This window comes from Bacillus sp. FSL R9-9834 (assembly GCF_038006905.1).
In the GTDB taxonomy this organism is placed as follows: Bacteria; Bacillota; Bacilli; order Bacillales; family Bacillaceae_G; genus Bacillus_A; species Bacillus_A pacificus.
Map to the genome: position 1 here is coordinate 3726083 of NZ_JBBOWD010000001.1, position 21760 is coordinate 3747842.

26 protein-coding genes are annotated in these 21760 nt (G+C 36.4%); 2 read left to right on the forward strand and 24 right to left on the reverse strand.

Going from position 1 to position 21760, the window contains the following annotated elements; all coding sequences use genetic code 11:
- Positions 1-2: 2 nt before the first annotated feature.
- Positions 3-305, reverse strand: coding sequence for a hypothetical protein (locus MKY00_RS19175; protein ID WP_001267635.1), 303 nt, complete (start codon positions 303-305; stop codon positions 3-5).
- Positions 306-488: 183 nt separating this feature from the next.
- Between MKY00_RS19175 and MKY00_RS19180 the strand changes: the two genes are divergently transcribed.
- Both MKY00_RS19180 and MKY00_RS19185 read left to right on the forward strand, forming a co-directional pair.
- Positions 489-701, forward strand: coding sequence for a helix-turn-helix transcriptional regulator (locus tag MKY00_RS19180; protein WP_001237240.1), 213 nt, complete (start codon positions 489-491; stop codon positions 699-701).
- The gene (locus MKY00_RS19185; protein WP_016718329.1) at positions 694-1182 is read left to right on the forward strand and encodes a hypothetical protein; all 489 of its coding nucleotides are present in this window, start codon (positions 694-696) and stop codon (positions 1180-1182) included. The genes MKY00_RS19180 and MKY00_RS19185 overlap by 8 nt, the downstream gene beginning before the upstream one ends.
- A 57-nt stretch (positions 1183-1239) precedes the next feature.
- Here MKY00_RS19185 and MKY00_RS19190 read toward each other — a convergent pair.
- The 23 genes from MKY00_RS19190 to MKY00_RS19300 all read right to left on the reverse strand — a co-directional run bounded on the left by MKY00_RS19190 (position 1240) and on the right by MKY00_RS19300 (position 21642).
- Positions 1240-2399, reverse strand: a protein-coding gene (locus tag MKY00_RS19190; protein WP_341034438.1) for an IS3 family transposase whose coding sequence is annotated in 2 segments (ribosomal slippage) — positions 1240-2141 and positions 2141-2399 — 1161 coding nt in all. Because the reading frame shifts where the segments join, the coding sequence is not laid out codon by codon here.
- A gap of 130 nt (positions 2400-2529) precedes the next feature.
- Entirely contained in the window at positions 2530-3339 is an 810-nt protein-coding gene (locus MKY00_RS19195; protein ID WP_000542512.1) for a GH25 family lysozyme, read from the reverse strand.
- On the reverse strand, positions 3339-3545 hold the full coding sequence (locus MKY00_RS19200; protein WP_000159644.1) for a hypothetical protein: 207 nt from the start codon (positions 3543-3545) through the stop codon (positions 3339-3341). Before MKY00_RS19200 ends, MKY00_RS19195 begins: the two co-directional genes overlap by 1 nt.
- Before the next feature lie 2 nt (positions 3546-3547).
- The gene (locus tag MKY00_RS19205) at positions 3548-3829 is read right to left on the reverse strand and encodes a hypothetical protein (RefSeq protein ID WP_000151211.1); all 282 of its coding nucleotides are present in this window, start codon (positions 3827-3829) and stop codon (positions 3548-3550) included.
- Between the two features lie 14 nt (positions 3830-3843).
- Positions 3844-4803: a tyrosine-type recombinase/integrase gene (locus MKY00_RS19210; protein WP_000822837.1), complete on the reverse strand. Its 960-nt coding sequence runs from the start codon at positions 4801-4803 to the stop codon at positions 3844-3846.
- 207 nt (positions 4804-5010) lie between these two features.
- On the reverse strand, positions 5011-5706 hold the full coding sequence (locus MKY00_RS19215; protein WP_000434602.1) for a hypothetical protein: 696 nt from the start codon (positions 5704-5706) through the stop codon (positions 5011-5013).
- A gap of 294 nt (positions 5707-6000) precedes the next feature.
- On the reverse strand, positions 6001-6162 hold the full coding sequence (locus tag MKY00_RS19220; protein ID WP_016718331.1) for a hypothetical protein: 162 nt from the start codon (positions 6160-6162) through the stop codon (positions 6001-6003).
- Entirely contained in the window at positions 6162-6773 is a 612-nt protein-coding gene (locus MKY00_RS19225) for a hypothetical protein (RefSeq protein WP_016718332.1), read from the reverse strand. The genes MKY00_RS19220 and MKY00_RS19225 overlap by 1 nt, the downstream gene beginning before the upstream one ends.
- Before the next feature lie 12 nt (positions 6774-6785).
- Positions 6786-8231, reverse strand: coding sequence for a BppU family phage baseplate upper protein (locus MKY00_RS19230; protein ID WP_341035178.1), 1446 nt, complete (start codon positions 8229-8231; stop codon positions 6786-6788).
- 73 nt (positions 8232-8304) lie between these two features.
- Positions 8305-8580, reverse strand: coding sequence for a hypothetical protein (locus MKY00_RS19235; protein ID WP_016718334.1), 276 nt, complete (start codon positions 8578-8580; stop codon positions 8305-8307).
- 18 nt (positions 8581-8598) lie between these two features.
- Positions 8599-10533: a phage tail spike protein gene (locus MKY00_RS19240; protein ID WP_016718335.1), complete on the reverse strand. Its 1935-nt coding sequence runs from the start codon at positions 10531-10533 to the stop codon at positions 8599-8601.
- The gene (locus MKY00_RS19245; RefSeq protein ID WP_029141184.1) at positions 10530-12032 is read right to left on the reverse strand and encodes a distal tail protein Dit; all 1503 of its coding nucleotides are present in this window, start codon (positions 12030-12032) and stop codon (positions 10530-10532) included. Before MKY00_RS19245 ends, MKY00_RS19240 begins: the two co-directional genes overlap by 4 nt.
- A gap of 13 nt (positions 12033-12045) precedes the next feature.
- Positions 12046-15894, reverse strand: coding sequence for a phage tail tape measure protein (locus tag MKY00_RS19250; RefSeq protein WP_016718338.1), 3849 nt, complete (start codon positions 15892-15894; stop codon positions 12046-12048).
- 15 nt (positions 15895-15909) lie between these two features.
- Positions 15910-16086 (reverse strand): hypothetical protein, encoded by a 177-nt coding sequence (locus MKY00_RS19255; RefSeq protein WP_016718339.1) that lies wholly within the window; start codon positions 16084-16086, stop codon positions 15910-15912.
- A gap of 29 nt (positions 16087-16115) precedes the next feature.
- A complete protein-coding gene (gpG, locus tag MKY00_RS19260) occupies positions 16116-16433 on the reverse strand; it encodes a phage tail assembly chaperone G (protein WP_016718340.1) in 318 nt (105 codons plus the stop codon).
- 52 nt (positions 16434-16485) lie between these two features.
- Entirely contained in the window at positions 16486-17079 is a 594-nt protein-coding gene (locus MKY00_RS19265; protein ID WP_016718341.1) for a major tail protein, read from the reverse strand.
- On the reverse strand, positions 17080-17439 hold the full coding sequence (gp17, locus tag MKY00_RS19270; protein WP_016718342.1) for a tail completion protein gp17: 360 nt from the start codon (positions 17437-17439) through the stop codon (positions 17080-17082). It abuts the gene before it with no gap.
- Entirely contained in the window at positions 17436-17870 is a 435-nt protein-coding gene (locus MKY00_RS19275; protein WP_016718343.1) for an HK97-gp10 family putative phage morphogenesis protein, read from the reverse strand. Before MKY00_RS19275 ends, gp17 begins: the two co-directional genes overlap by 4 nt.
- Positions 17863-18186: a phage head closure protein gene (locus MKY00_RS19280; RefSeq protein ID WP_016718344.1), complete on the reverse strand. Its 324-nt coding sequence runs from the start codon at positions 18184-18186 to the stop codon at positions 17863-17865. The genes MKY00_RS19275 and MKY00_RS19280 overlap by 8 nt, the downstream gene beginning before the upstream one ends.
- Positions 18183-18461, reverse strand: coding sequence for a head-tail connector protein (locus MKY00_RS19285; protein WP_016718345.1), 279 nt, complete (start codon positions 18459-18461; stop codon positions 18183-18185). The genes MKY00_RS19280 and MKY00_RS19285 overlap by 4 nt, the downstream gene beginning before the upstream one ends.
- A gap of 20 nt (positions 18462-18481) precedes the next feature.
- On the reverse strand, positions 18482-19654 hold the full coding sequence (locus MKY00_RS19290) for a phage major capsid protein (protein WP_016718346.1): 1173 nt from the start codon (positions 19652-19654) through the stop codon (positions 18482-18484).
- 37 nt (positions 19655-19691) lie between these two features.
- On the reverse strand, positions 19692-20402 hold the full coding sequence (locus tag MKY00_RS19295; RefSeq protein WP_074585829.1) for a head maturation protease, ClpP-related: 711 nt from the start codon (positions 20400-20402) through the stop codon (positions 19692-19694).
- Entirely contained in the window at positions 20389-21642 is a 1254-nt protein-coding gene (locus MKY00_RS19300) for a phage portal protein (RefSeq protein WP_074585830.1), read from the reverse strand. The genes MKY00_RS19295 and MKY00_RS19300 overlap by 14 nt, the downstream gene beginning before the upstream one ends.
- Positions 21643-21760: the final 118 nt, after the last annotated feature.

The following is a 21760-nucleotide window of genomic DNA, read 5'->3' on the forward strand; positions in this document are numbered from 1 at the left end:
GATTATTCCTCCTCTTCCTTTTCACGAAAGGCAATACCTTTTCTTGTAAGGACCACATCATAACAATCCATTAGAATTTCCCAGTTTAAAACATCTTCTTCCTCACCATATAGATCTTCTTCTAATACCTGCGACAAACTGAAATATCCTTTATATTCTTTTCGATCATAAACTTCATGGTTTTTCATGTGATTTAAAATTGATTCCGTCTCTGCTCTCGATCTTGATTCATTGTACATTGACCTTAATTCTTTTGAAGGATGTAAATATGAAGTTGTGTTTAAGTGATTATACTGCCAACGCATTTAACCCTCTCCCCACTTGATGTCCTTAGTTCCACTTGGTGTTCCTTGTGGTCTTGATATAGGTATATGACTTAGAAGTATTTATATTGCCTGTCCATTTAAACTTTTCTAAATGTTCGTTGATTAAATTAAAGGAGGACACATTTCCATATGCGAATTGTATATAATTAAAGAGGTGATATTGTGCGATTAAAATGTAAACTTCGTGTTATTTTTGCTGAAAGAGAAATACGTCAAAAGGAATTTTCAAATCTTATTGGAATTAGTCAAACTACAATGAGCTCACTTGTTAATAACACGACGCTCCCTAGTTTTCTTACAGCTTACAAAATTGCAAAAGAATTAAAATTGCACATGGAAGAAATTTGGATAGAGGAGGATAATGAAAATGTATAAAAAACTTATAAGTCTTTGTGTTGGAAGTACCCTATTTTTAGGTCTAACAGCTTGTGATTCTTCCAAAGAAAATGAATCAAGTGAAAAAACAAACGTCAAATCTCAACAAGAAAATAAAAAAGATTTAACATCTCAGGATGAATTAAATAAGAAGATAAAGCAAGATGCTGAAGAAGTTAGTTTTGTTAAAGCAAATGGAGATCAATATGAAAAAGGAAAAAGGCTTAAAGCTACGGGAACGGTAGATTTATTACTTAAATCTTCAGTGCTACCTTCTTTTGTCATAAGTACAAATGAAAATGACGGAAAAGGTATGTACACTATTCAAATTGCCCAAAGTGGTGTGCAATCAAATGAAAATGAAATAACACTCAAAAGTGGATTGAAAATATCTAAAGGTGCAACAGTAACGATTTATGGTGCCTACGATGAAAAAGATAAAACAGGAATGCCTAAAATTAGCGCAACAGTAATTGAATAATAAAAAAAGCCGTCATTTGGTCATCTCCCTGTCAAGTAGACAGTCATAAAAAGAGTATTATGCCACGGCCTTTTCCCGATATTCTATCGGGGAAAGGCCGTGAAGTTTTTCTTGGAACCTTTCTGTATTATAGAATTGAATGTATTCTTGAATTGTTTGATAAGCCATTTCATACGTTTTTGGACGCACTAAATACAACTTCTCTGTTTTTAAATGTGAGAAGAATGATTCAATACATGCATTATCAAAACAGTTTCCACGTCTAGAATGACTACCGATAAATCCTAATCTTTCTAACTGCTTTGCGTAAGACTTTGATGTATATTGAAACCCTTGATCTGAATGTAAAAGTGGCTTAGTAGATAAAGATTTCCCCTCTAGTTGTTGTAATGTAGTTAAAACCAAATCTAAATCATTTCTTCGAGACAACTTCCAAGCAACGATTTCATTGTTATATAGATCTAACACAGCTGACAAATACGCGAACTGATCTCCAATTCGTACATAAGTAATATCCGTCACATACTTTTGATTTTGTTTGTCCGCTTGAAATTCTCGATTCAAATGATTTTTAAATATCACCGATGTTTTTCTTCCGTAAAATGGACGTTTTTTCCGGATAATAGATTGAACGCCTAACTCCCTCATGAGACGACGAACACGTTTATGATTCATTACCATTCCTTCTCGAGCTAAAGCACGGGTCATACGTTTATATCCATAGTAAGGGTGCTGACGATGAATAGATAAAATATGTTCTTTATGCCACATATCCCTTTTTTGATGTAAACGATGCACGTTATGATATTTTCGCCATTTATAGTATCCAGCCTTAGACACTTCTGCAATTTGAAATAACCATTTGAGTGGGTATGTTTGGCGTAGTGAATCGATAAGAGAAAATCGTTCTTTCTTTAAGACCATTCCTTCCCGTGTAGATTTGGATTGCGCTTTTTTAAATATTCAACCTGCGCCTTCAAATATGCATTTTCTTCTTCAAGACTATTAAAATTCTTACGATTCCAAGCACCACGTTGATCATCAAATGACTGCCCTTGTTGAGAGCGTTTTACCCATTCTATAATTTGTGCATCGCTCTTTATACCAAGGTGTTCACGAATTTCCCGTAATGATTTTCCTTCTTCTATTCGAAGACGAACTGCTTCTCGCTTTAGTTCTTCTGTATATTTTTGAAATGATTGTCCCTTTCTTGCCATAAAAAAATCCCCTCCAGATAAAACAGTATTGAGTCCATCATACCAGATGGACTCTTTTTTTACTGTCTACCTAAAGGGGATAATACCAATTTGACGGCTCTTTTTTTGTTATTCAAACTATTCTTTTGTTTTATTTTTTAATGTACTCGTACCACCAGTTTCTTTCATCCATCCAAGCTGTAATCTTATCAAGCTCGCCATTAGGTAGTACTTCAGTTTGTAAGTAAGCTAAACCAGTTAATGGATCAGAGACAACCTTCCCTTTAGTTCCACGCTCATTCATAGCATTTACGACTTCCTGAACCAATGAAATACCAAAACCACCAGATTTAACGTATTGATAGCCAACATTTGAAACTGCTTGTTCTGGTCGTTCTTTTTCTGTAAACCAAGATAAAGGTTTACTTCCAATTAATTCATTCAAATCACATTTGCCGATACCAGGAACATTTCCTGTTTCAGTATATTGCCAAATATCGCATGGATATGCTGGTTTATTACCGCCATATCGTGGAATCCATACAAAATCAGCTTTTACATTCGCCATACCAAAAGGAGCGTACATATGATGGCCAACATATAAACCTACTTTTTTAGCTCCTAATCGGCGCAATTCATCGATAAACGCTTGTGTCCCTGCTCTCATATCATCCATTGTTTTTACTTCTACATCAGCCACCCAGACTGTTGCGCTCTTATCTCCACGGTTCCAGAAGTCACGAGCTTCTATACGCGCATCATTTTCAGAAACAAAACGACAGAATGCATAGTTACCAAAAGGGACACCATGTTGCTTCATAGCTTGTACATAACCTTTGTATAAAGGATCTACATAATTCGAACCATCTTGTACACGAGCAATAACAAAATCTAAGTATTGCTTTGCTACAGGCCAATTAATATTACCGTTCCATTTTGAAATATCTACAGTGTAACCCATTATTTATCGTCTCCTTCGCTATTTACATCATGATCAGACCAAATACCTAATGCAATACCAACTGACAGCAAATAAGGTGCTAATTCATCCAAAAAGCTCTTAGCTTCTGGAACACCAAACTTTGTAAACAAAAATCCAAGCAAAGAAAAAAACGCAACCCATGTTTTCCAGTTGCGGAATCGTTTTTTAATATTCTCTTTTGTCATAATTAATTTATCTCCTTTTCTAAAGTGTCAATGCGTTTGTGTGCTTGTTTAGAACTTTCCTCTACTCTTGTAATTCTTTCTCCAAATAAAATCATTTGTTTTTCACTTGCCTTTTGATCAATCCGAATATCATCAACTCCTTTCCTGATATACCCTAATTCTGCTCTCATTTCTGCACTTTCTTGTCCATCAGACTTTACAGACTTTGTTCTATTCAATGAATAGCCCAAATAGCTAACGGCAAGTGATAACACTGCAATAAGTAAACCAATTTCAATTGTCATTTCTTCACTCCTTTTTATGCTGCAAAGCAACTTGAATCCATTCCAAATATCTCAGCAATATCTTCTTCACTTCTGTCTTTCAAATAAGATTCAGTTGTAGAAATATCAGAATGGTTAGCCAGTGATTTTAATTTTTCTAGTGGAACACCTTGTACTTTCAAATTATCTAATCTGCTATGACGGAAACAATGAGGATTAATTTTAAATTCCTTCCCTTCTTTTTCGTACAGCATCTTAGCAAATATCTTGCACCAATAATTAAATACGCTCTTATTTAACGTTCTTCGTTCACCATTCTTATAAACTCTTACAAACAGATCTGGAATAGTATCTTTACCTCGTTGATTTATATATAAACGAATACATTTCTGTACTCGGGGATTATAATACAATCTGAATTTCTTACCTCGCTTACCACGTACTACATTCGTAAAATAACGTTCTGTTAGTTCTTCTTTTTGAACTTGGTAAACTTCATTCTTCCTTGCTGCACTGTAGTAAGAAAGTGCCAAATAAGTCGCTAATATATATTTTTCTTGTTTAAGCAATTCGTCGATTAACCACTCAATTTGTTCTTCACTAATAAAAGTAATTTCTCTGACTGGATTTTTAGGTAATCCGCGGACTCGTGAACCTACATTAAATTCATAATCATAGTCGTCATCATCCGCACAAAATTCTAATGTGGATCTTAACGCACTCATTAACCCATTTACACGAGCATTAGACATTTCCATCTCTTGAAAAATAATAGATAAATTCCGAATGTCTTTACGTGTTAGGTCAATAAGTTTTTTATTTTCGAAGTGTTGATGTATTAGAAACAAAATAATTCGTAAGTCCCAATGATATTGCTGTAAAGTGCTTGCCGCTTTTCCTTGTGCTTTCTTTTCGATTAGAAAATCTTTGACTAGGTTTTTATTTTCTTGGCTAACATGCTTTTCATAAATTACTTGGTCTACTATTCGCTTCACACTAATCATCTCCTCAAAATAAAAAGAGAAGCAAATTAATCAGCTTCTCTCATTCAAATAAACATATTTAATTATTTATTAAATTCATTTAATATTGAATATATCCCTCAAGGAAGGGGGTGCAAAACATGTCAGGTTCTTCAAAACCATCTGGACAACCTATCAAATTACCAGATAGTTCCGTAAAGAGACCAACCTTCGAGGCTCCTACTCCTCCCCCTCGCGATTAAATGGGATTTGTGGGTTTAAATGGTCTAACTCATTCACTATCATTCCAGATTTTACGTCTACATAACTTCGTTTGACTGGATATTGATAATACTCATGAGATTTTTTCCATTGCTCCGATTGGTCTAAAACAAGGGATCGTTCCGTCTCGTAAGGGCGGGACGTCCTTATTACTGCTCCATATATTTTTTCATCAGGTTTATCTATTTTATACATTTCTACAATTAGAGCCTGCTCTTCCTCTTTTTCTAAACTAATAAAAAACGCATCCCAAACACTGGTTTCCTCTGAAAGTACTGACACCTTACGTTGGACTCTCACTTTATTCACTAATTTTAAAACAACCATATTAAAGTATCTTCCCCACGCATACGCTGTTACAAAACTATAGAATACACTGAATAATACATAAAACAGTAAAAATGAAAGATTCATAGATAAAGCACTTATTTCATTAAGGTTTGTAATATAAATCTTAGGTGACGCAAATATAAAAACAGTTAAGTTATATGTTGCAAACGTTAATCCTGTAATAGGAACCCATAATAACGCAACAAGCCCCAGCATTTCAGTGGGAGTATGTTTCACAGTTGGATTCAATCCAAATAATTGTAACCAAAAATATGCTAAAATTCCTGGTAAAGAAAATATAATTATTGAAATAAACTGTTCCATATATTCACCTCATATATTTCATAAACTTCATAAATCGGATATTCTACTTCTATATTAAAGAAAAGGAGAGATGATGTCTCTCTTTTTCTCATCAAAGCCGTATTTTATTGAATTCTATCGTTCTCGTTTGTATTCAATCCATGCATTATTAAATACCTTTATCGTCACATCAATAAATGGTCTTAGAAAATAACCAATACCTATACCGATAATCAAATTCATATTTTTCAGCCCTCCAAGTTAAAAATAAAAAAGCCTGCTGCTGCACGCTTGTCTTTTCAATCTTTATTTTATTTATCCTAAATAAGCCGTTACTACGTTATCTACGATTAAATCAGCTCTGCCGTTGTCAGTTAGGTATTTATCAATACGCTCCTTGTACACTTTCATTTTGATAATAATAAACGTATACGTAAAAGCTCCATCGATAACACGTTGTGCCATGTATTCAGCCATTAGTTACTACCTCCTTCTAGTGTTTCTGGAGTATTAGAAATGATGAGATCATCAATCGCCGATTGCATAAGTATCAAACGTTTCTTTAACTCTGCTAATTCATCTGGAGTTGGATTTTGTATAATCATTTCATCCATCGCTTGCTGCATTAATTCCTGTTGCTTCTTAATTTTTTCTAATTCGGATGGTTCTGGTGGTTGTGGTTCTTCTGGCTTAGGTTCAACCGTTTTCACCCATTTACCATCCTTGAATATTGGAGCGTAAATTAAATCTGGGCAAATTTCTAAAGTACAGTTTTCAGGGATATCGGGTTCAAAACCTATAACAACATCTTCCTCGTATGGTACTTTAATAGGTTTATATTCCACGCTACGCATTACACAATCAGGACATTCGTATTTACTGATTGGTTCTTCCGCATTCTCTTGATCTGGCTCGTACGTACCGTCCACAATTGATTGATGTAACGCGCATAATTTCTCATCCGTTACGATTCCCTTTTGTTCTTCTCGGTAGAATGTTTGCTTCTCGTAAATCGGTTTCTCTTCAAGGGGAATCATTTCAGTGAATTTCCCGTTTTCGTCATAGCAATAGCCGTAGTATTTAGCCATTTAGATTCCTCCTTAGTTAACTACGTAAGTTTCTGAAATATACATATTCTTACCAGACGCGTCTATACGAATTCCACCATCGGGTTGTATCATCATATAGACGGGAGTGCCGTCCTCAGATAACACGTACCTATAAAAGTTATCTATCGGTCGCATATCTACTGGTAGAGTTGCTACTATATTTCCAGTAGAACCAACATTTCGAGTTACAGCTAAGTTCACAGTAACTGTATTTCCTCTACGAGTTGCCACGTTAGGGTATCCGATTGGATTAATGGCAGTAGCATCCGCCGTCAAGACTAAATTAGCACGTCCGTCTTTTGCCATCTTGATAGTGCCATCACCTTTAAACTCAATTCCTTTAGCCCAGTCCCACACACCACTATCGGGTGTAGTCTCAGGGGCAAAAAGTAAACTATCGCTATTAGGATGATGAAGCACCCACGCTCTCTTTCCTGAGTCTGACTTGTATACATTAGAGAAGGCATTCGTATAAGTAATTGTACCAGCCATCGATCCACCATTTCTAGAAAGGAGGTTGTCTGCTTGTACGATTGTTTCGCCGGTCTTGCTGTTAACGAACCACAAATACTTATTAGCAGGGGAATTCCAAGCGAAGTAAATTCCATCACCATCTATGGCTTGAGCAACTATAGATTTTCCTTCTCTCGTATGGAATTGTAACTCTTGGTTATTAAGGAATCTTAGCCAACCATCCATCGTACCGCCTGTTTTTTTAACTAGGTTTGTCCCTCCATTTACAATAAAGTTATCTGGTCTAAATTCAATTTGTTTATTCCAATCCCAATCACTACCATCAGCTAGTCTAGGAGCAATTATGAAACTATCTTGTGCCGAATTTCGATAGAACAGCCAATCTCGTTTACCTGTCTCGCCTTTAAACCTTAATAAGCTATTGCTATTCAATTCGAGAGGACCTGTCATCATACCGCCTGTTTTCGGTAATGCTCCCTGTGCTAATTCCCCTGCTGCAATAATTCCGTTAATATCTACACCTTCAAGTTTCTTCCCTGCTTCAATCGCTTTTTGAATTACTGGGAATTCATTTGTGGACTCGACTGCTTCATCGCTTGCCAACGAATCATTTACTATAAAAAAGAACTTTTGTGTATCAATGATTCTATCCTCTTCCTCAATATGGATCTGTGCGATTACAGTACCAACTGAAGTCAAAGTTTGAGTCTTTAATACGATTTGATATTTACCTTTCATTGCATTAATCGGTTGACAATCGTTTTGGAATACACGAGTTCCATCCGGCTTTTTAAATGACATCCGTACCGATTTTGCTTGGCTTAAATCAATTTCCGCACCTTTATTTGTTATTGTGACTAATAATTTAGCGGAGTTTCTATCATTTTGAGAAAAGCGGTTGGAATAAGTTGTAGATGTATCATTCACTAAATCCACGTTAATTTCATAGGTCTTAAATGTCATAGAATCACTCCTTTATGCAAAATAAAAAAGACCAGCCTTTGCTGCTCCCATCTGTTTTAATTAATTAAATTTTTTATTCAGGTACTGTCTGTTGTTTTTCTTGTGAAGCTTGTGTTATTCTGTCAAGACAAGTTTTACAGATTTCTTGGTTACCAACACTCGTAGTGTTAGTGTTAGTACCACAAATGCTACAAAATTTCTCAGCAGTCCTAATAAAAAGATTAGAAGTATCAGAAAATAATTCCACCTTTGAATTAGGCTTAATGCCTGCTGTGTGTAACATGTCTAATGGAACTTTAATTGTTCCATCTTCACCAACTTTTCCTAAGATACCTAAAAATTGACTCATTTAATTTCCTCCTTTCTGTTATGCCGAAGTAGATACAAATACCCATGCTCTTCCATCGTGTAGATAAGCTCCAAATCCTCTATAACCATGACCTACCCATAGAACACCTTGTTGAGATAAAGGGGTTTTTCCGAACGAGTTGAATACTATACCCGATGTTGAAACTGGGCATGTAAAGTTAGCTCTATTAGCTGTAAACCAAATACCATCTTGAGCCGTGACACCAATATTACCTGAATTTGTTAAACGAATATTACTTTCAGCACCGTTGTAATCTACATAACGGTAGTAAACACCGTCACCATCTTTATAGATACTTCCAAGGTTTCTACCAGTTCCGTCACCTTCACCAAGAATGATATATGGGTTACGCGTTTTGCTTTTCCGTTCGTTCTCAAAGCCTATTACCATTTTGTCTGAACCTTGGTTTACAAAACGTAGTACTTGGTTTTCCATATGCAAATATTCGTTTGTATTACTCGTTTTAATGGTCATACCCATTAACAAACCAGCCATTAACCACTCAGCTTTTACTTTGCCGACTAGATCAATTAGTTCTGACTTTATAAGTACGCTTTGTGGATTTATATTTAATTCAGAAGCGATGTCGTTTTTTCCAACCTTCGCCTTTATTTCTCTTGCATTCACTTCTAATGCGGATGATAATTTTTCCATCCGTGCATTAACTGCCTGTGCATTTAAAGCGATGGAATAATCGGTTTTTTCAAGGCTTGTTTTCATAGCAATTAATCTATCGTTAAAACCACTAGATGTATCTTCTAGTTGTTGTTCAAGTAGTTTCAGTGCCTCATTACTTGCTTTATCCCACAAAGAGTTACGGATTTTATTGTATAATTTTTGCATTTCTTCTCTCGTATCAATGACTTCTATATAATCACCAAATACATATTTGTTCGAAGAGGGATTTGTGAAGGATTCATCTCCACCTATTGCCCTAGCCACAAGGTATAATTTCGGTGTAAACCCTGTATCTTTAATCCGTATAATGTCACCTTCCGTGATTTCCTCGTGCTTCAATCCGAATACTTTATCGATGGCAAGTGCATCGACTTCGTACTGAACAGAAGAATTCACGCGCTTCTTTAACTCCATTTTCATAAGTGTCATTAGGCGTTCCGGTGTCATATTTTGTTCTTCAGTTTCTGGTGTATAAAAACCAAACTTATGCTGACCATTCTCGTTCCACCGTTGAAATGCTTCGTGATCAATAATATAAGGAAAACCGCCGTTAATACTCTCTACTGTAATTAATTTTTCTTCTTCTCCTCTTACAAATCCAACAAGAGCTGTACAAATATTTTGAGAGTTTTCTCTTCGTACAATACCGTTTAAATCTTTGCCTAATGTAACCTCTTTACCAGTATCCCTGCCTCGACTTTTTACCATATCTACATAGCGTGCCACGATTCGGGAACCAACAACTTCAGCTCGGTAAACAATTTCTAAATCAAAAAGTGAAGCGATGTCTTTAAGAAATTTAAGCGGGTCAATAAACTCATCAATAGTCATAGTGTGGAAACCAGCGTATTCCGTAACTCCACGCTTCCACCTTGTCCCGGCAAGCGCCATATCGATAAATTCATTCACAGTCTTGCTCTGAATTTTTTGGGGTTTAATAATCCCTTCCTTTTTCAACAACACCCATTCTCCTGAAGCATATACAGTCAATGAGCGACCATCAGAGCTTTTTTGAGTATCATCTATAACATAGGGTACGATACGTCCGTCCCTTACTTCTTTTAAAACTAAATTTTGCTGCATCAGTGTAGCTGCGTGATCTATTCCATCAAAGACAGTGAAATCAAGCATATCAATGTTATTTTTAATTTCCCAATGCCTTTTATCATCCCAATAATCTTTTGATTGAATCGCTGAGACAACCTGATTGGTTTTAAAATCAACAACATGAAGTGTTCCGCTTGGTCCTCTCATCGATATCTCTCCCTGAAACTAATTTTCGCTGTGACATCTGGCGGCATAATATCAATTCGATTATGTCCTCTTATAATAGTGGGGAACTCACTAAATATATCTTTAATATTAATAGCATTTTTCCCATTAATTGTAACTAGGCTTCTTTCTGTATCAATTACAACTTTGTCCCCGGTATCTACTAAATATGGCTTGCTTCCATCAGACACCTTATTAATCTTCCAAACCTTCAAATCATCAATTCTCATTAAGTTAGTAGGATCACTAGTCCCCCATCGTTGAATACCAATAGCTATTTGGGCAACCCTTCTACCTGTTACTGTCATTGGATTCTTTTCATCGTCTGTAAAGAATTCAACTGCCTTATAATCGTCTATCTCTGTTCCGTCTCTGAACCTGGCAAAGTAAACAGACCATCTCTTCCCGCGGCGAGCGATTGCCATACGACCGTAGAAATCATTGAAAGCTGTATTACCACTACCTCCAGAGTCAAATAACTTTCTTGTATTATTCGGTTGCGAAACGTCTCCAATGCGGGCAAAAGCGCGTGTTTGTTTAGCTGTCCAATAAAGATCATTCATGTTGACATCGGCTACTATATCGCCTTGTTCATCCAACAAGAACATACTAACTCGTCCCATTTCCCAGTAATTCTTAGCTATCAGAGTGACAAATACTTCAGCCTTAAAATCAGTAAGAGGACCGCCAGGTATCGACCGTTTCCATATAGGTCCTGTGAGTTCTGAATTCTTTTGATCTCCCCATTCACCAACTTCAAATGCGAATTTACCCTCATTAACTTTAAATCTACCAGTACTTTTCATATTTCCAATTTGTCCAGCGTCAGTCCAACCAACGATATTATTCATTTCGTTCCATAGGACACGTTCATCTTCTTGTACAGGATTATCATTGATAGACAAAGTAGATCCGATACGGAAATAATCACGACCGTTAGGATATTCACCGAACCATACATCTAAAAAAGTGCTTGGTTTTTTTACCGTAATTTCAATTATTGGAGGTGCTTCCACACTTCCTTTATTCTCTACGTATGCTGTTGTTTCAGTGGACCAGTTTTGAACAAATTCACTTGTTTTAGTGGCACCCAACTTGTATGGCATTGGGCAAAGAAAACTAATAACACCTCTCCCTTTATTAACTATCTCATCCAAATCTAAAGCTCCATCAATAAAAGCTAAGTACGTGCGATCTAATTCATCATCAAATATTAGTTCGGCTGGTGTTTCAGTATACAGCCAGTCAGCCAAGTCTTCTTTTAATCTTTGTAAATCAGCAATATCTTTTTTAGAACTAATAAAAATAGGAACATCGATACGACGTTCCTCAGTTTCTGTATTAATAAAATAAGCCCCTGGACGATGAGGGACTTTTAAAAGTTTTCGTTTAATCGGAGCCCATGTTGGACGTTTTCTTCCTACAAGCATTTGCACATAATCTTTTCTAACATTATTAAATGTAAAGCTTAGTTTCCCCACGTTGCCACCACCTTTAAAATTGAGATTTGCGTTTTTTATCACGTTCTTGCAAATTTGTCGTATACATATAAGTTCCACCTGCTAATTCTTTCCCGTCTAGAACATTAGTCATATTCAATGTGAGATTTAATTCTTTTTCTTCAGCTTGTCTATTCGGGAATATTCTTTTTGAAGTAGATGGTTTACTATCATAAGTATTAAACTGTGTATAATCTGCAAAGCCACTCACTAAACCATTTGGAACACTATATTGAGTAGTTCGGAATCCAAAATCAAATACGGATGGCATATTACCCATCTGTTTCTTGACGGTTCCAACTACATTCTTTGCTGCATCCACAACAAATCGTTTCCCCTTATCCATACCAACTCCAACACCTTCTGGAACTGCGCTACCGACTGGAATCATCACTTTAGATGGACTGTTAATTTCTAGTGCTCCGGAAATAGTTTTTTTAATATCGTTTGCAATTCCAGCAGCCTTACTAAATAGACCTCCTGAGGCATCATCTATTCCTTTTCCAAGCCCTTCTATAATTGATTTACCAATAGATCGTAAATTGATAGAACGGAAGAACTTTTCGACTGTATTCCATTTTTCTTCAATATCACTCTTTATTTCTTTCATTTTATCGACGACAGCTTTTTTCTTTTCTTCAAATTTTCTTGAAACTGTATTTTTTATTTCCTCTACCTTATTACTAGCTGAATTTTTCATATCTTCATATTTATTGGTAACATCCGACCACATTTCTTTCATTTTTCGGACAACATCATCTTTCATAACTTGATATTTCGATTTTACTTGGCCCGTTTCCCAATCTACCTGATTAGCATGTTCACCTGCTTGAGATTTTGCTTCACTTACAATTTCTCGATGTTTATCTTTTGCTGTAGAAACTGTACTGTCATACTGACGTTTAGCTTCCGCAATAATTGCATTAGCTTCTTCAGCTGTGATGGTTTTATTTTCATCCCTTTGTCGAATAGCTTCAGCAATTTTATCGTCACGTGTTTTCTTAGCATCTGCTATAACTTTATCTCTAGTATCGGCACTATTCTTAACAACTTCTGCCGCTTGTCTAGCTGAAATTTCACTAGCTTGCACACGCATATTTTCAAGAATAACCTTTTGTTCCATTTGGTTTTTAGACATATGTTCAACTGCAACTCTGTCCATTTCATCTTGTAATGCTTGCAAAGAGATACGTTCAGATGTTGTTAATTCTCTATTTTCTCTAGCTGCTGTTTGTAAAATTTCTTTAATTTTATTTTCCTTTTCTTGTGTTTTTAACTTTTCCTGTTCATAGTGCTGATTCAATTGTTCTATTCGCTTGTTTTCTTCTTCCGCCGTTAAAACATATGAATCAGCAAAAAACTTTTTGAGTCCTTCAATTTCTTTTTGTTGTCTCGCATTGGTTTTTTCAATGATTGTATTAGCTAGTTTGTCATATTGACCAATCAACTTCTGCGACTGTTCTTCTGTTATTACTTCATGATTCAATCTAATTTCAGTTAACTTTTGTCTAATACCATCAGACAGCTTGAAATACTCACCAAGAACCTTCTTTGTCGAGGAGCTTACTTTCCCTTCTGTATTTGTAGCAAAGCGATCTACTGAAGCAATACTGTCTTCAGTTGCTTTTTGATAACCCTTATACGCTAAGACACCAACACCAACGGCGGCGGCTACCACACCTAAAGCAATTGCTACTGGTCCTAACGCTGCGGCCAACAATCCTGCTACTCCACCTGCTATCCCTAAGGATGTTGCTAATGTACCCAATGCAACTCCTAAAGAACCGATTCCTGACACCACCATTCCAACTGCTGCTAGAACTACACCAATAACTGTTGCAATAGCCGTTAAAGCAAGAACAATCCCCCCTGTAATTGCAATAGCCTTTTGTACGGGCCCAGGTAACGCATTAAATCCATCCACAAGTTTCTGTAATCCAGCAACAAAAACACTAACCACAGGAGCTAGTGCATCACCAATTGTTTTTTTCATTGTAGAAAATGCTGAATCTAGTAATGTAAGACGTCCCTTTAACGTATCAATCTTTGTGGCTGCAACATCAGCCGCTGTAACTTTAGACATGGAATCCCACATTTCGTTGACACCTTTAGCGCCTTCTTTAAACAAGATAGTTGCGCCACGTACAGCATCAGAACCAAATAACGTTTCTAACGCCATACTTCGTTGTTGATCCGTTAAATCTTTCATAGACTCATGAAGTGTCCCTGAAATATTTTCTAGACTTTGAATATGCCCCTGTTGATCGTAGAACTTTGATGATAAAAATGCTGAACTTGTTGCTAATTCACGGAATGTTGTATCACATTTATCATTCCATTTCGTTACGCCTTCCGTTTTCATTACATATTTTTCTAAAGCTACCTCTATATCCCCTACATTTCTAGAGGCTGGTTGTATACCGTTTTTAACTAAAAAATCAAATCCAGCCTGAGCATTATATGTGATTAAACCTAAATCCTTCATCTTGTTGTACGCTTCTTTAGTTGATGGATTTAATCTCATAAGCATTGTTTTTAATGAAGTACCTGCATCAGAACCTTTTAAACCATTTTGCGCAAATACAGCTAGCGTTGTAGCTGTGTCTTTAAAAGTCATCCCAGCTCCTGCTGCTACTGCTGATGATGCCGCTAAACCATATTTCAACTCACGCACATCTGTTGCTGATGCATTTGCTGCACCTGATAATATGTTTGCTGCATCCGCTACCGAAAGATGATCAGCTTTAAAAGCATTTAAGGCTGTAGATGCAATTTCAGCCGCCTCGCCTAATTCTAGCTCTCCTGCTGTAGCCAAGTTCAGGGCACCTTCTAAACCGCCATTAATAATATCTGTTAAACTAACTCCAGCTTTTATTAATTCCTCTATACCTTGTCCCGCTTGAACACTGGAATATTTCGTTGTTTCACCCATATTAACGGCCAGTTCACTTAACTTTTTCATTTCTTCGCCAGTAGAACCAGATACCGCTTTAATGTTGGCCATCTGTTGTTCGAAGTTCATTGATTCAGTAACCGCTGCTTTTAAACCACGTCCTATAGCGTAGGTCATTCCACCAAACACCATACCAATTTGCATTCCTGCATTTTGCAAATGATTCCCCAGTGTTTCCATACGGTTCCCGAAATTAAGAAGACGATTACCTTGTTGTTCTAATTCATGATTTGACTGACGTAATTCAGTTTCAAATCGATTAAGTTCAGCGGTAGCCCGATGAATTTGTTCTGCGTAACGTTGTGCTGATTGACTAGCTTCTCCTTCTTCAGTTTTAGCGCGATTGTAAGCTGACTGAAGTTCCCTCATTTTCTCCTTTTGCTTATCTACCATACGGGATAGGACATCTATTTTTGCTCGCGTCTGTTCAGTTGCATTGGTATATCCATGCATTCCTGTTGTAACAGCTTGGAATTCAGCTTGTAAAGATTTCAATGCATTATTTAATTTATCCAGTGCCGTTTGTTGCGCCTGACGATTCACTTGTTTTAGCTCATTCTCGAATCTATTTAAATCAGCAACTGCTTTATTAACTTGCGAAGCATATCGTTGAGTTGCTGCATCATTTTCACCTAATTTAGCCTTATTTTGATCATAGGCTTGTCGTAATGCTTTAACTTTCTCTTTTTGCGCATCGATGAGCCTACTGAGTGTGTTCATTTTTGCTTGTGTTTGTTGACTAGCATTTGCGAATCCACCCATTCCTGTACTAATAGCCTTCAGCTCATTCTGCAATGTCCTTACTGCACGTCCCGAGTTGGTTATGCCTTGACGGAAATTCACATTATCAAGGGAAAGTCTAACTACTAAATTATTCATTTCATTTGCCAATGTCTCACCCCTTTGTTAGATAATGTTTTCTGCTGGAACTTCAATTTCATTTGAACTTTGACTTTCCCCATTTGAGTTACCTTGTTCACGATACTTTTGATTCAATCTTAAATAATGCCAAATATCCATTTCGTTATCGATATGATGATGTTTATATCCCTGACGTAATAAAGAGAGGTAAAGCTCGTCCATAAATTCACTGAACGTTAGCCCACCTCCCTCTACGCGTTTGGGTTTTCTGCTTCTCCAGATACAGGATTTCCACCAGCCGCTTCCACAGTTTCATTTATAATTGCATTGATTACATCTGAAGTTGTAGATAAGAATTTGCGGGCATCCACACCATCCCAATATTGATCTAATGTAAATTGACCATCATAAACTTTCACCACGAATTGCACCATTTTATCCATATCTTCTGGACCAGGATTGTTTGGGATTTCAGCAAGCTCAGGAGCCTGACGGATAAGGCGAGCCGGAATAAATTCTGGCATATTAAAAGTTTGTTTTTCTTTATTAATCATTAAAGTTAATTTCATAATTTTTCCCTCCTAAATTTAATAAAAAAGAGAGAGCTTTTGCTCCCTCATCTTACTTAACTGCTGTTTTTTCATATACCTTACTAAACCAAGTATCTCCTACAGTTTTTGTAAATGTAGGTTCATCAGCATCTGCTGTAAATTTTGGTCTATCATCAAAATCACGTTCAATGAATGAACCTTTAAGTTTTGTAGTTTGGAAGTTTGGTTTATCTTTCTTAGTTTCAGCTTCTTCTTCCTCTTGTGAAAGCTTCCCTTTGAGTAACCAAACATAACGATATTTACCATTAGCTTTTAAAAAGCGATAGCCAATTGCTAAATATGGCTTTTCTCCCAAGCGTTTCTCATCTAAAACGCCATCTTTAACTTCTGGATATCCTTCGATATCGGCTTTAGTGGATAGTGAAAGTCCCCTAACTTCAATTTCAACTTCAACTTCACCATCAGATTCAGCAATTTCTGATTTCTTGTTATCGCTCCACATAATCTCAGAAGCTACTTTTTTAGATGTTTTAACCTTTACAGCACCCTCCATCTTCTTTACTGTATCGTAATTAACACCAGTTGCATCATCTTTCAACAGTTTTGCGTAAACAAGATTATCGACACCGACAGTCGAACTAATTGTAATAATTTCTCCAGCCATCTATAATTCCACTCCTTTCGCGAATCGCATCGCGTAATGAAAAATTTGTGTATCATCTTCATATAAATCAGCAACCTTATAGCGTGAGAAACCAATACTTTTCATGACTTCATTCACTTTTTGATGGATTGCTGTTGTACTACCTTTTGACCAAATATCAATTTGGAAAGTAATTTCACTTTCACTTTCTTCATTATCTGCAAATCTATCTGGCCTATTATCTAATTCAAAGAATGTAATCCGCGGAAACTCTTCAGCATTTTTAGCTTTACGATAATAAACGCGTTTTCCACCTAATAAAGAAACAAGCTCCTGATTATTTTCAAGAGCTTGCAAAATTTCAGGGCGTAAATTCATCATAAATTTAACCTCATTTCATTCTTCAAAATGTCTGTCATAGCGCGAATTGCTGCTTCTTTTGAAGAATTAAAGCCCGGTTCTATAAATGGTTGAGCTGGCATTTTAGATGTTCCCCATTCTATGAACTTTCCATAGAAATATGGGGAACGATCCGCTTTATCTATCCCAATCTTGATAGTTTTTACGCCGCCTTCCATTTTTGCTTTTGTAACTCGTATATTATCAGCTAAATGTTGACCTGTACGCCACGGTTCGCTTTTTGTTGCCCTTTTAGGACTATCACTTCTTGGTGCTATTTCTGAAATAGCTTTTCGAATAGGCTCACCACCAGCTGCAAGAGCTTTATCTTCAATTTCCTCTCCACGTAACCCCATTTGATTTAATTCAGTAACTAAACGATCAAAACCTAACAAATCTACACCATCAGCCATTCATTCCACCACGCTTCCACATGATTGATAACGTGTGTTTTTCAGTTGGAATAACCGAAAGAATGTCATAAATCGTATTCTTATACTTAATTTTCATGTTAGCATTCACATCTGTGCGAAATCGGATTTCTGTTTCACCCTGCACTTCACTGTTAGCTGCGGCTGCTTCAAAGTATTTTCTTCCCTTTAAAAAAATAAAAGAGCCCCATACAGTAAAAGAATCCTTATATCCTTCTATTGGATCACCGTCTGTGTTCTTTGCATCCTCGTCTATTACTTGGAATGTAAGACGTTTATCTAATTTGCCTGGATTCATGTGGAATCACCTACACTATATTGCAACTGAATTAATATTGACTGTAAGCTAAATGATAGTTTTCCAGTCTTGCCAACCGGCTCACGATTTTCATACCAATGAGCAATTAAAATACGAGCTGCCAATTTAGCAAGCTCGTCATTCAAATTCACATCTTTACTTGTTGAGTTTTTAATATATTGTTCAGCTGCTGTTATTAAGGATGTAATGAGCATGTCCTCCTCATTCCCATCCACACGAAGATACTCTTTAGCCTCCTCTAATTTCAGTACCAAGGAGGACACCTCCTACTCTATTAAGCTCCTGTTTTAGGTGCAACCGTAATTTGTCCATATACAACCGCTTCTGTATCCCATAATGTAACGTCTTCACGTTCAATCGCACGGAATTCAGAAGTGTTTGTTCTCCAAGCGTTGCCACCTTCTTTTGTCATGTCAATGGATAATTGCTTTCTATCCCAAAGAACAATTGCTTCTTTTAGATCACCAACAATGAATGGCGCTTTTCCATCCTTATCTGTAGCAATCGTTTTATTTGATAAGACAATAACTGGCTTACCAGCAAACAATTTACGAGTTGGGTTTGTTGGATCTGGTTGAAGTAATGGTCGACCATTCTTATCTTCTAGTTGATCTAAGTAATTGAATCCATCTTGGTTTGTAATAATGTTAGCTGATGCTGCAAAGATTGGATCAAGCGTAACGTTTAGTGTTGTTTTAAGTCCGTTATAATCCTTTAAATCAACTTTTGTCAGCTTCTCGACTTCTTGTAAAATCAGATAGTTTCGAGTTGCAATTGATTTTTTCGCAATCCATTGACGTAGATAACTTTCTAGAGCTTGATCTGTATCATCTAATAAATCATTTGGTACTGGTAAAAATCCAGCGTAATCTTCAATAGCGTAGGATAAACGATCAAATTGTGGTGAAGCAATTTCTTGCATCGCATTTGGTTTCCCATACTCGGATAATGGAGCAAATGGTGTAGACGCTGCGCGCTTTTCTAATGTACGGGCCCCTTTATTTGTTGAAACAGGTTGTACATTTACATACTGTTCTAAGCTATCAACCGTTTGTTTTAACTGATTAATAGTTGTTGTAATATCTTCCGGAACAATATAACCGCCATCTTGACCTGTATTCTCAGATAATGCTGCTTTATATTCCTGCATAACGCTTGCTTCTTCATGAGTTAGATTTTGACCACGAATAGCTTTCATAAATACTTCTTTGTATGATGGATTTTCATTTTTAATTGAATCTGGAACCAATGCTCCTGTTTGTGAATTTACAGGATCAGGAACTTGAATTTGTTTCATCGCTAGATAGTTAGCTAGTTCATTTTTCGCGTTCTTCGCTTCCTCAATTTTAGCTTTTGCATCTTCATATTTACCACTGTTGTTAAACTCTTCAGCCTTAGCTTTTAAATCAGCAACTTTTTGACGTAATTCTTGTTCATGTTTATCCATTCGGTATTTCCTCCTTGTATTGGCACAAAAAATAGACCTATAGTTCTAACAGGTCTAGTGCATTTTGGATTTTTAATTGTTCATTATTATCCTTCTTTGGAATAGAAGGAGATTTTGCTACTACTTTACTAGGTGTTTTTTGGTATTTATCAAAGTAATCACTCATACATGCTGCAACTTCTTTTGCTTCCACAACTTCAATATTGAAGTATTTTTCAGCTTCCTCACCACTTAACCAGGTCTCGGCGTCTACTAATTGTTGAATTTCTTCGATTTCAATACCTTCTTTTAAGTTTTCTTTGTATACATTCATAATTCCTGACTCAATATTGTCTAAGTCCTCTGCCATTTTACGAAGGTCATTTGCATTACCTACACCAACGGTCCATGGCTTGTGAATCATTAAGAATGCATTGGAGGGAACAACAACGCGATCACCAGCTAAAGCAATAACTGAAGCAATAGATGCTGCAACGCCATCCACATAAACAGTTTTTTGCGCTTTATTTCGTTTCAGCATATTATAAATAGCCAAACCAGCAAACACAGAGCCGCCACCACTATTTACATAGATATTTAAGTTACTTTTATCATCCAACTGACCTAGAATATTTTTCACATCATCAGGCATAACGTCGGAATCGTCCCATTTCCATCCGGTATTATTTATGATGTCACCATAAATGAATAAATCCGCTGAATAATCTGTTTGATTTTTAATAGTAAACACATCTTTAATTGTCCTCACCCCCTTTCTGCTGTAAGTTCCCATTAGCTTTTGCTAATTGGTATTCATCCGCAATTTCAATGGATACATGGTTTAAATCTACACGATGTTTGTCACCATGTTCTCCGATTCCATCCATATCTTCTAGTTCTAGCACTTTATTAATTGAGAAAGCACCAGCATCCAACATAATTTTATAGAATTCTGCTCGTGATTTAGAATCAGCGCGAAGTAAACTTGTTAGATTAAACTTTAAATAATATTTTTTTTGCTCATTAAATGAAAAAGCTTTATAGGAAAATTCTTCTTCATACTGAATAAGAATTGGGCTCAATGTATTTTGAATAAAGTCCAATGCCTGTTGTTCAATGTTGGAGAAAGTAGCACGATCCAACTCATTAATCATGTGCAAAGGAATATTAAAGATGTTTGCAATCTCACCTTTATCGAACTTCATACCTTCAATAAATTGAGCATCTTTTAAAGGCATCCCAACCTTCTCAAATTCTAAACCAGCATCTAAAATGGCAATCCTTTGAGCATTATTTAATCCTGTATTTGCCTCTTCCCATGCATCACGAAGAACATCTTTCGCTTCTTTACCAAGTGCTTGTTGCGTTTTTAATATCCCACTATGCGCTGCACCGTTTGTAAAGAACTTACCTTTAAACTTTTGGGCCGCCTGCGAGCTACCTATAGACTCCCTTGCAATTTGAATAGGCGGTTTCCCCTTTAAACCATCAGTAGATAATGTAGTAAGATGAATAATGTCATCATCAGGTATTTTTATAGGTGTACCGTCTGGCAAACTAGTGAAATACCATAACTTATTAGTCTTTAGGTCCACAGTTGGCGTTGTAACAGCTGGATTCAGTACCCATAATTCTTTTGGTCTCCCATCCATACCCCAATGAATGTTGATGTAGGCATTTCCCCATGTATTACGGTGTGTTTCTATTAAATGTTTAAATTTGAATGGACTTTGATAAGGGTTTGGTCTTCTTTCTAGAACAAAAGACACTTGATGTGCCTTATCACGTTCCCTTCCCTTCGCTGTCTTTTTAAACGTTTGAAACGGAAGCATCGCAACACTATTTGCAAGGATGTTAATACACCGATAAACTGTCGGAACACCTAAAGAGGACTCAACCGTTACCTTTTCACCGCTTGCGGCTTGATATCCAAATAAACTTTTAAACCAAGGAGAAGGATTTTTTAAATCCGTCGTGTCCTGATTCCTAAATAAATGCCGAAAAATCAAAAGTTTCACCTCCTTTCTATCTTCTTATCATCACCACCCCCAACATTGTGAGAATAACACCTAGTAAATACCATCCGTATATTGGATTAATAAAAAAAGTCGTCCCTATAATAATGGA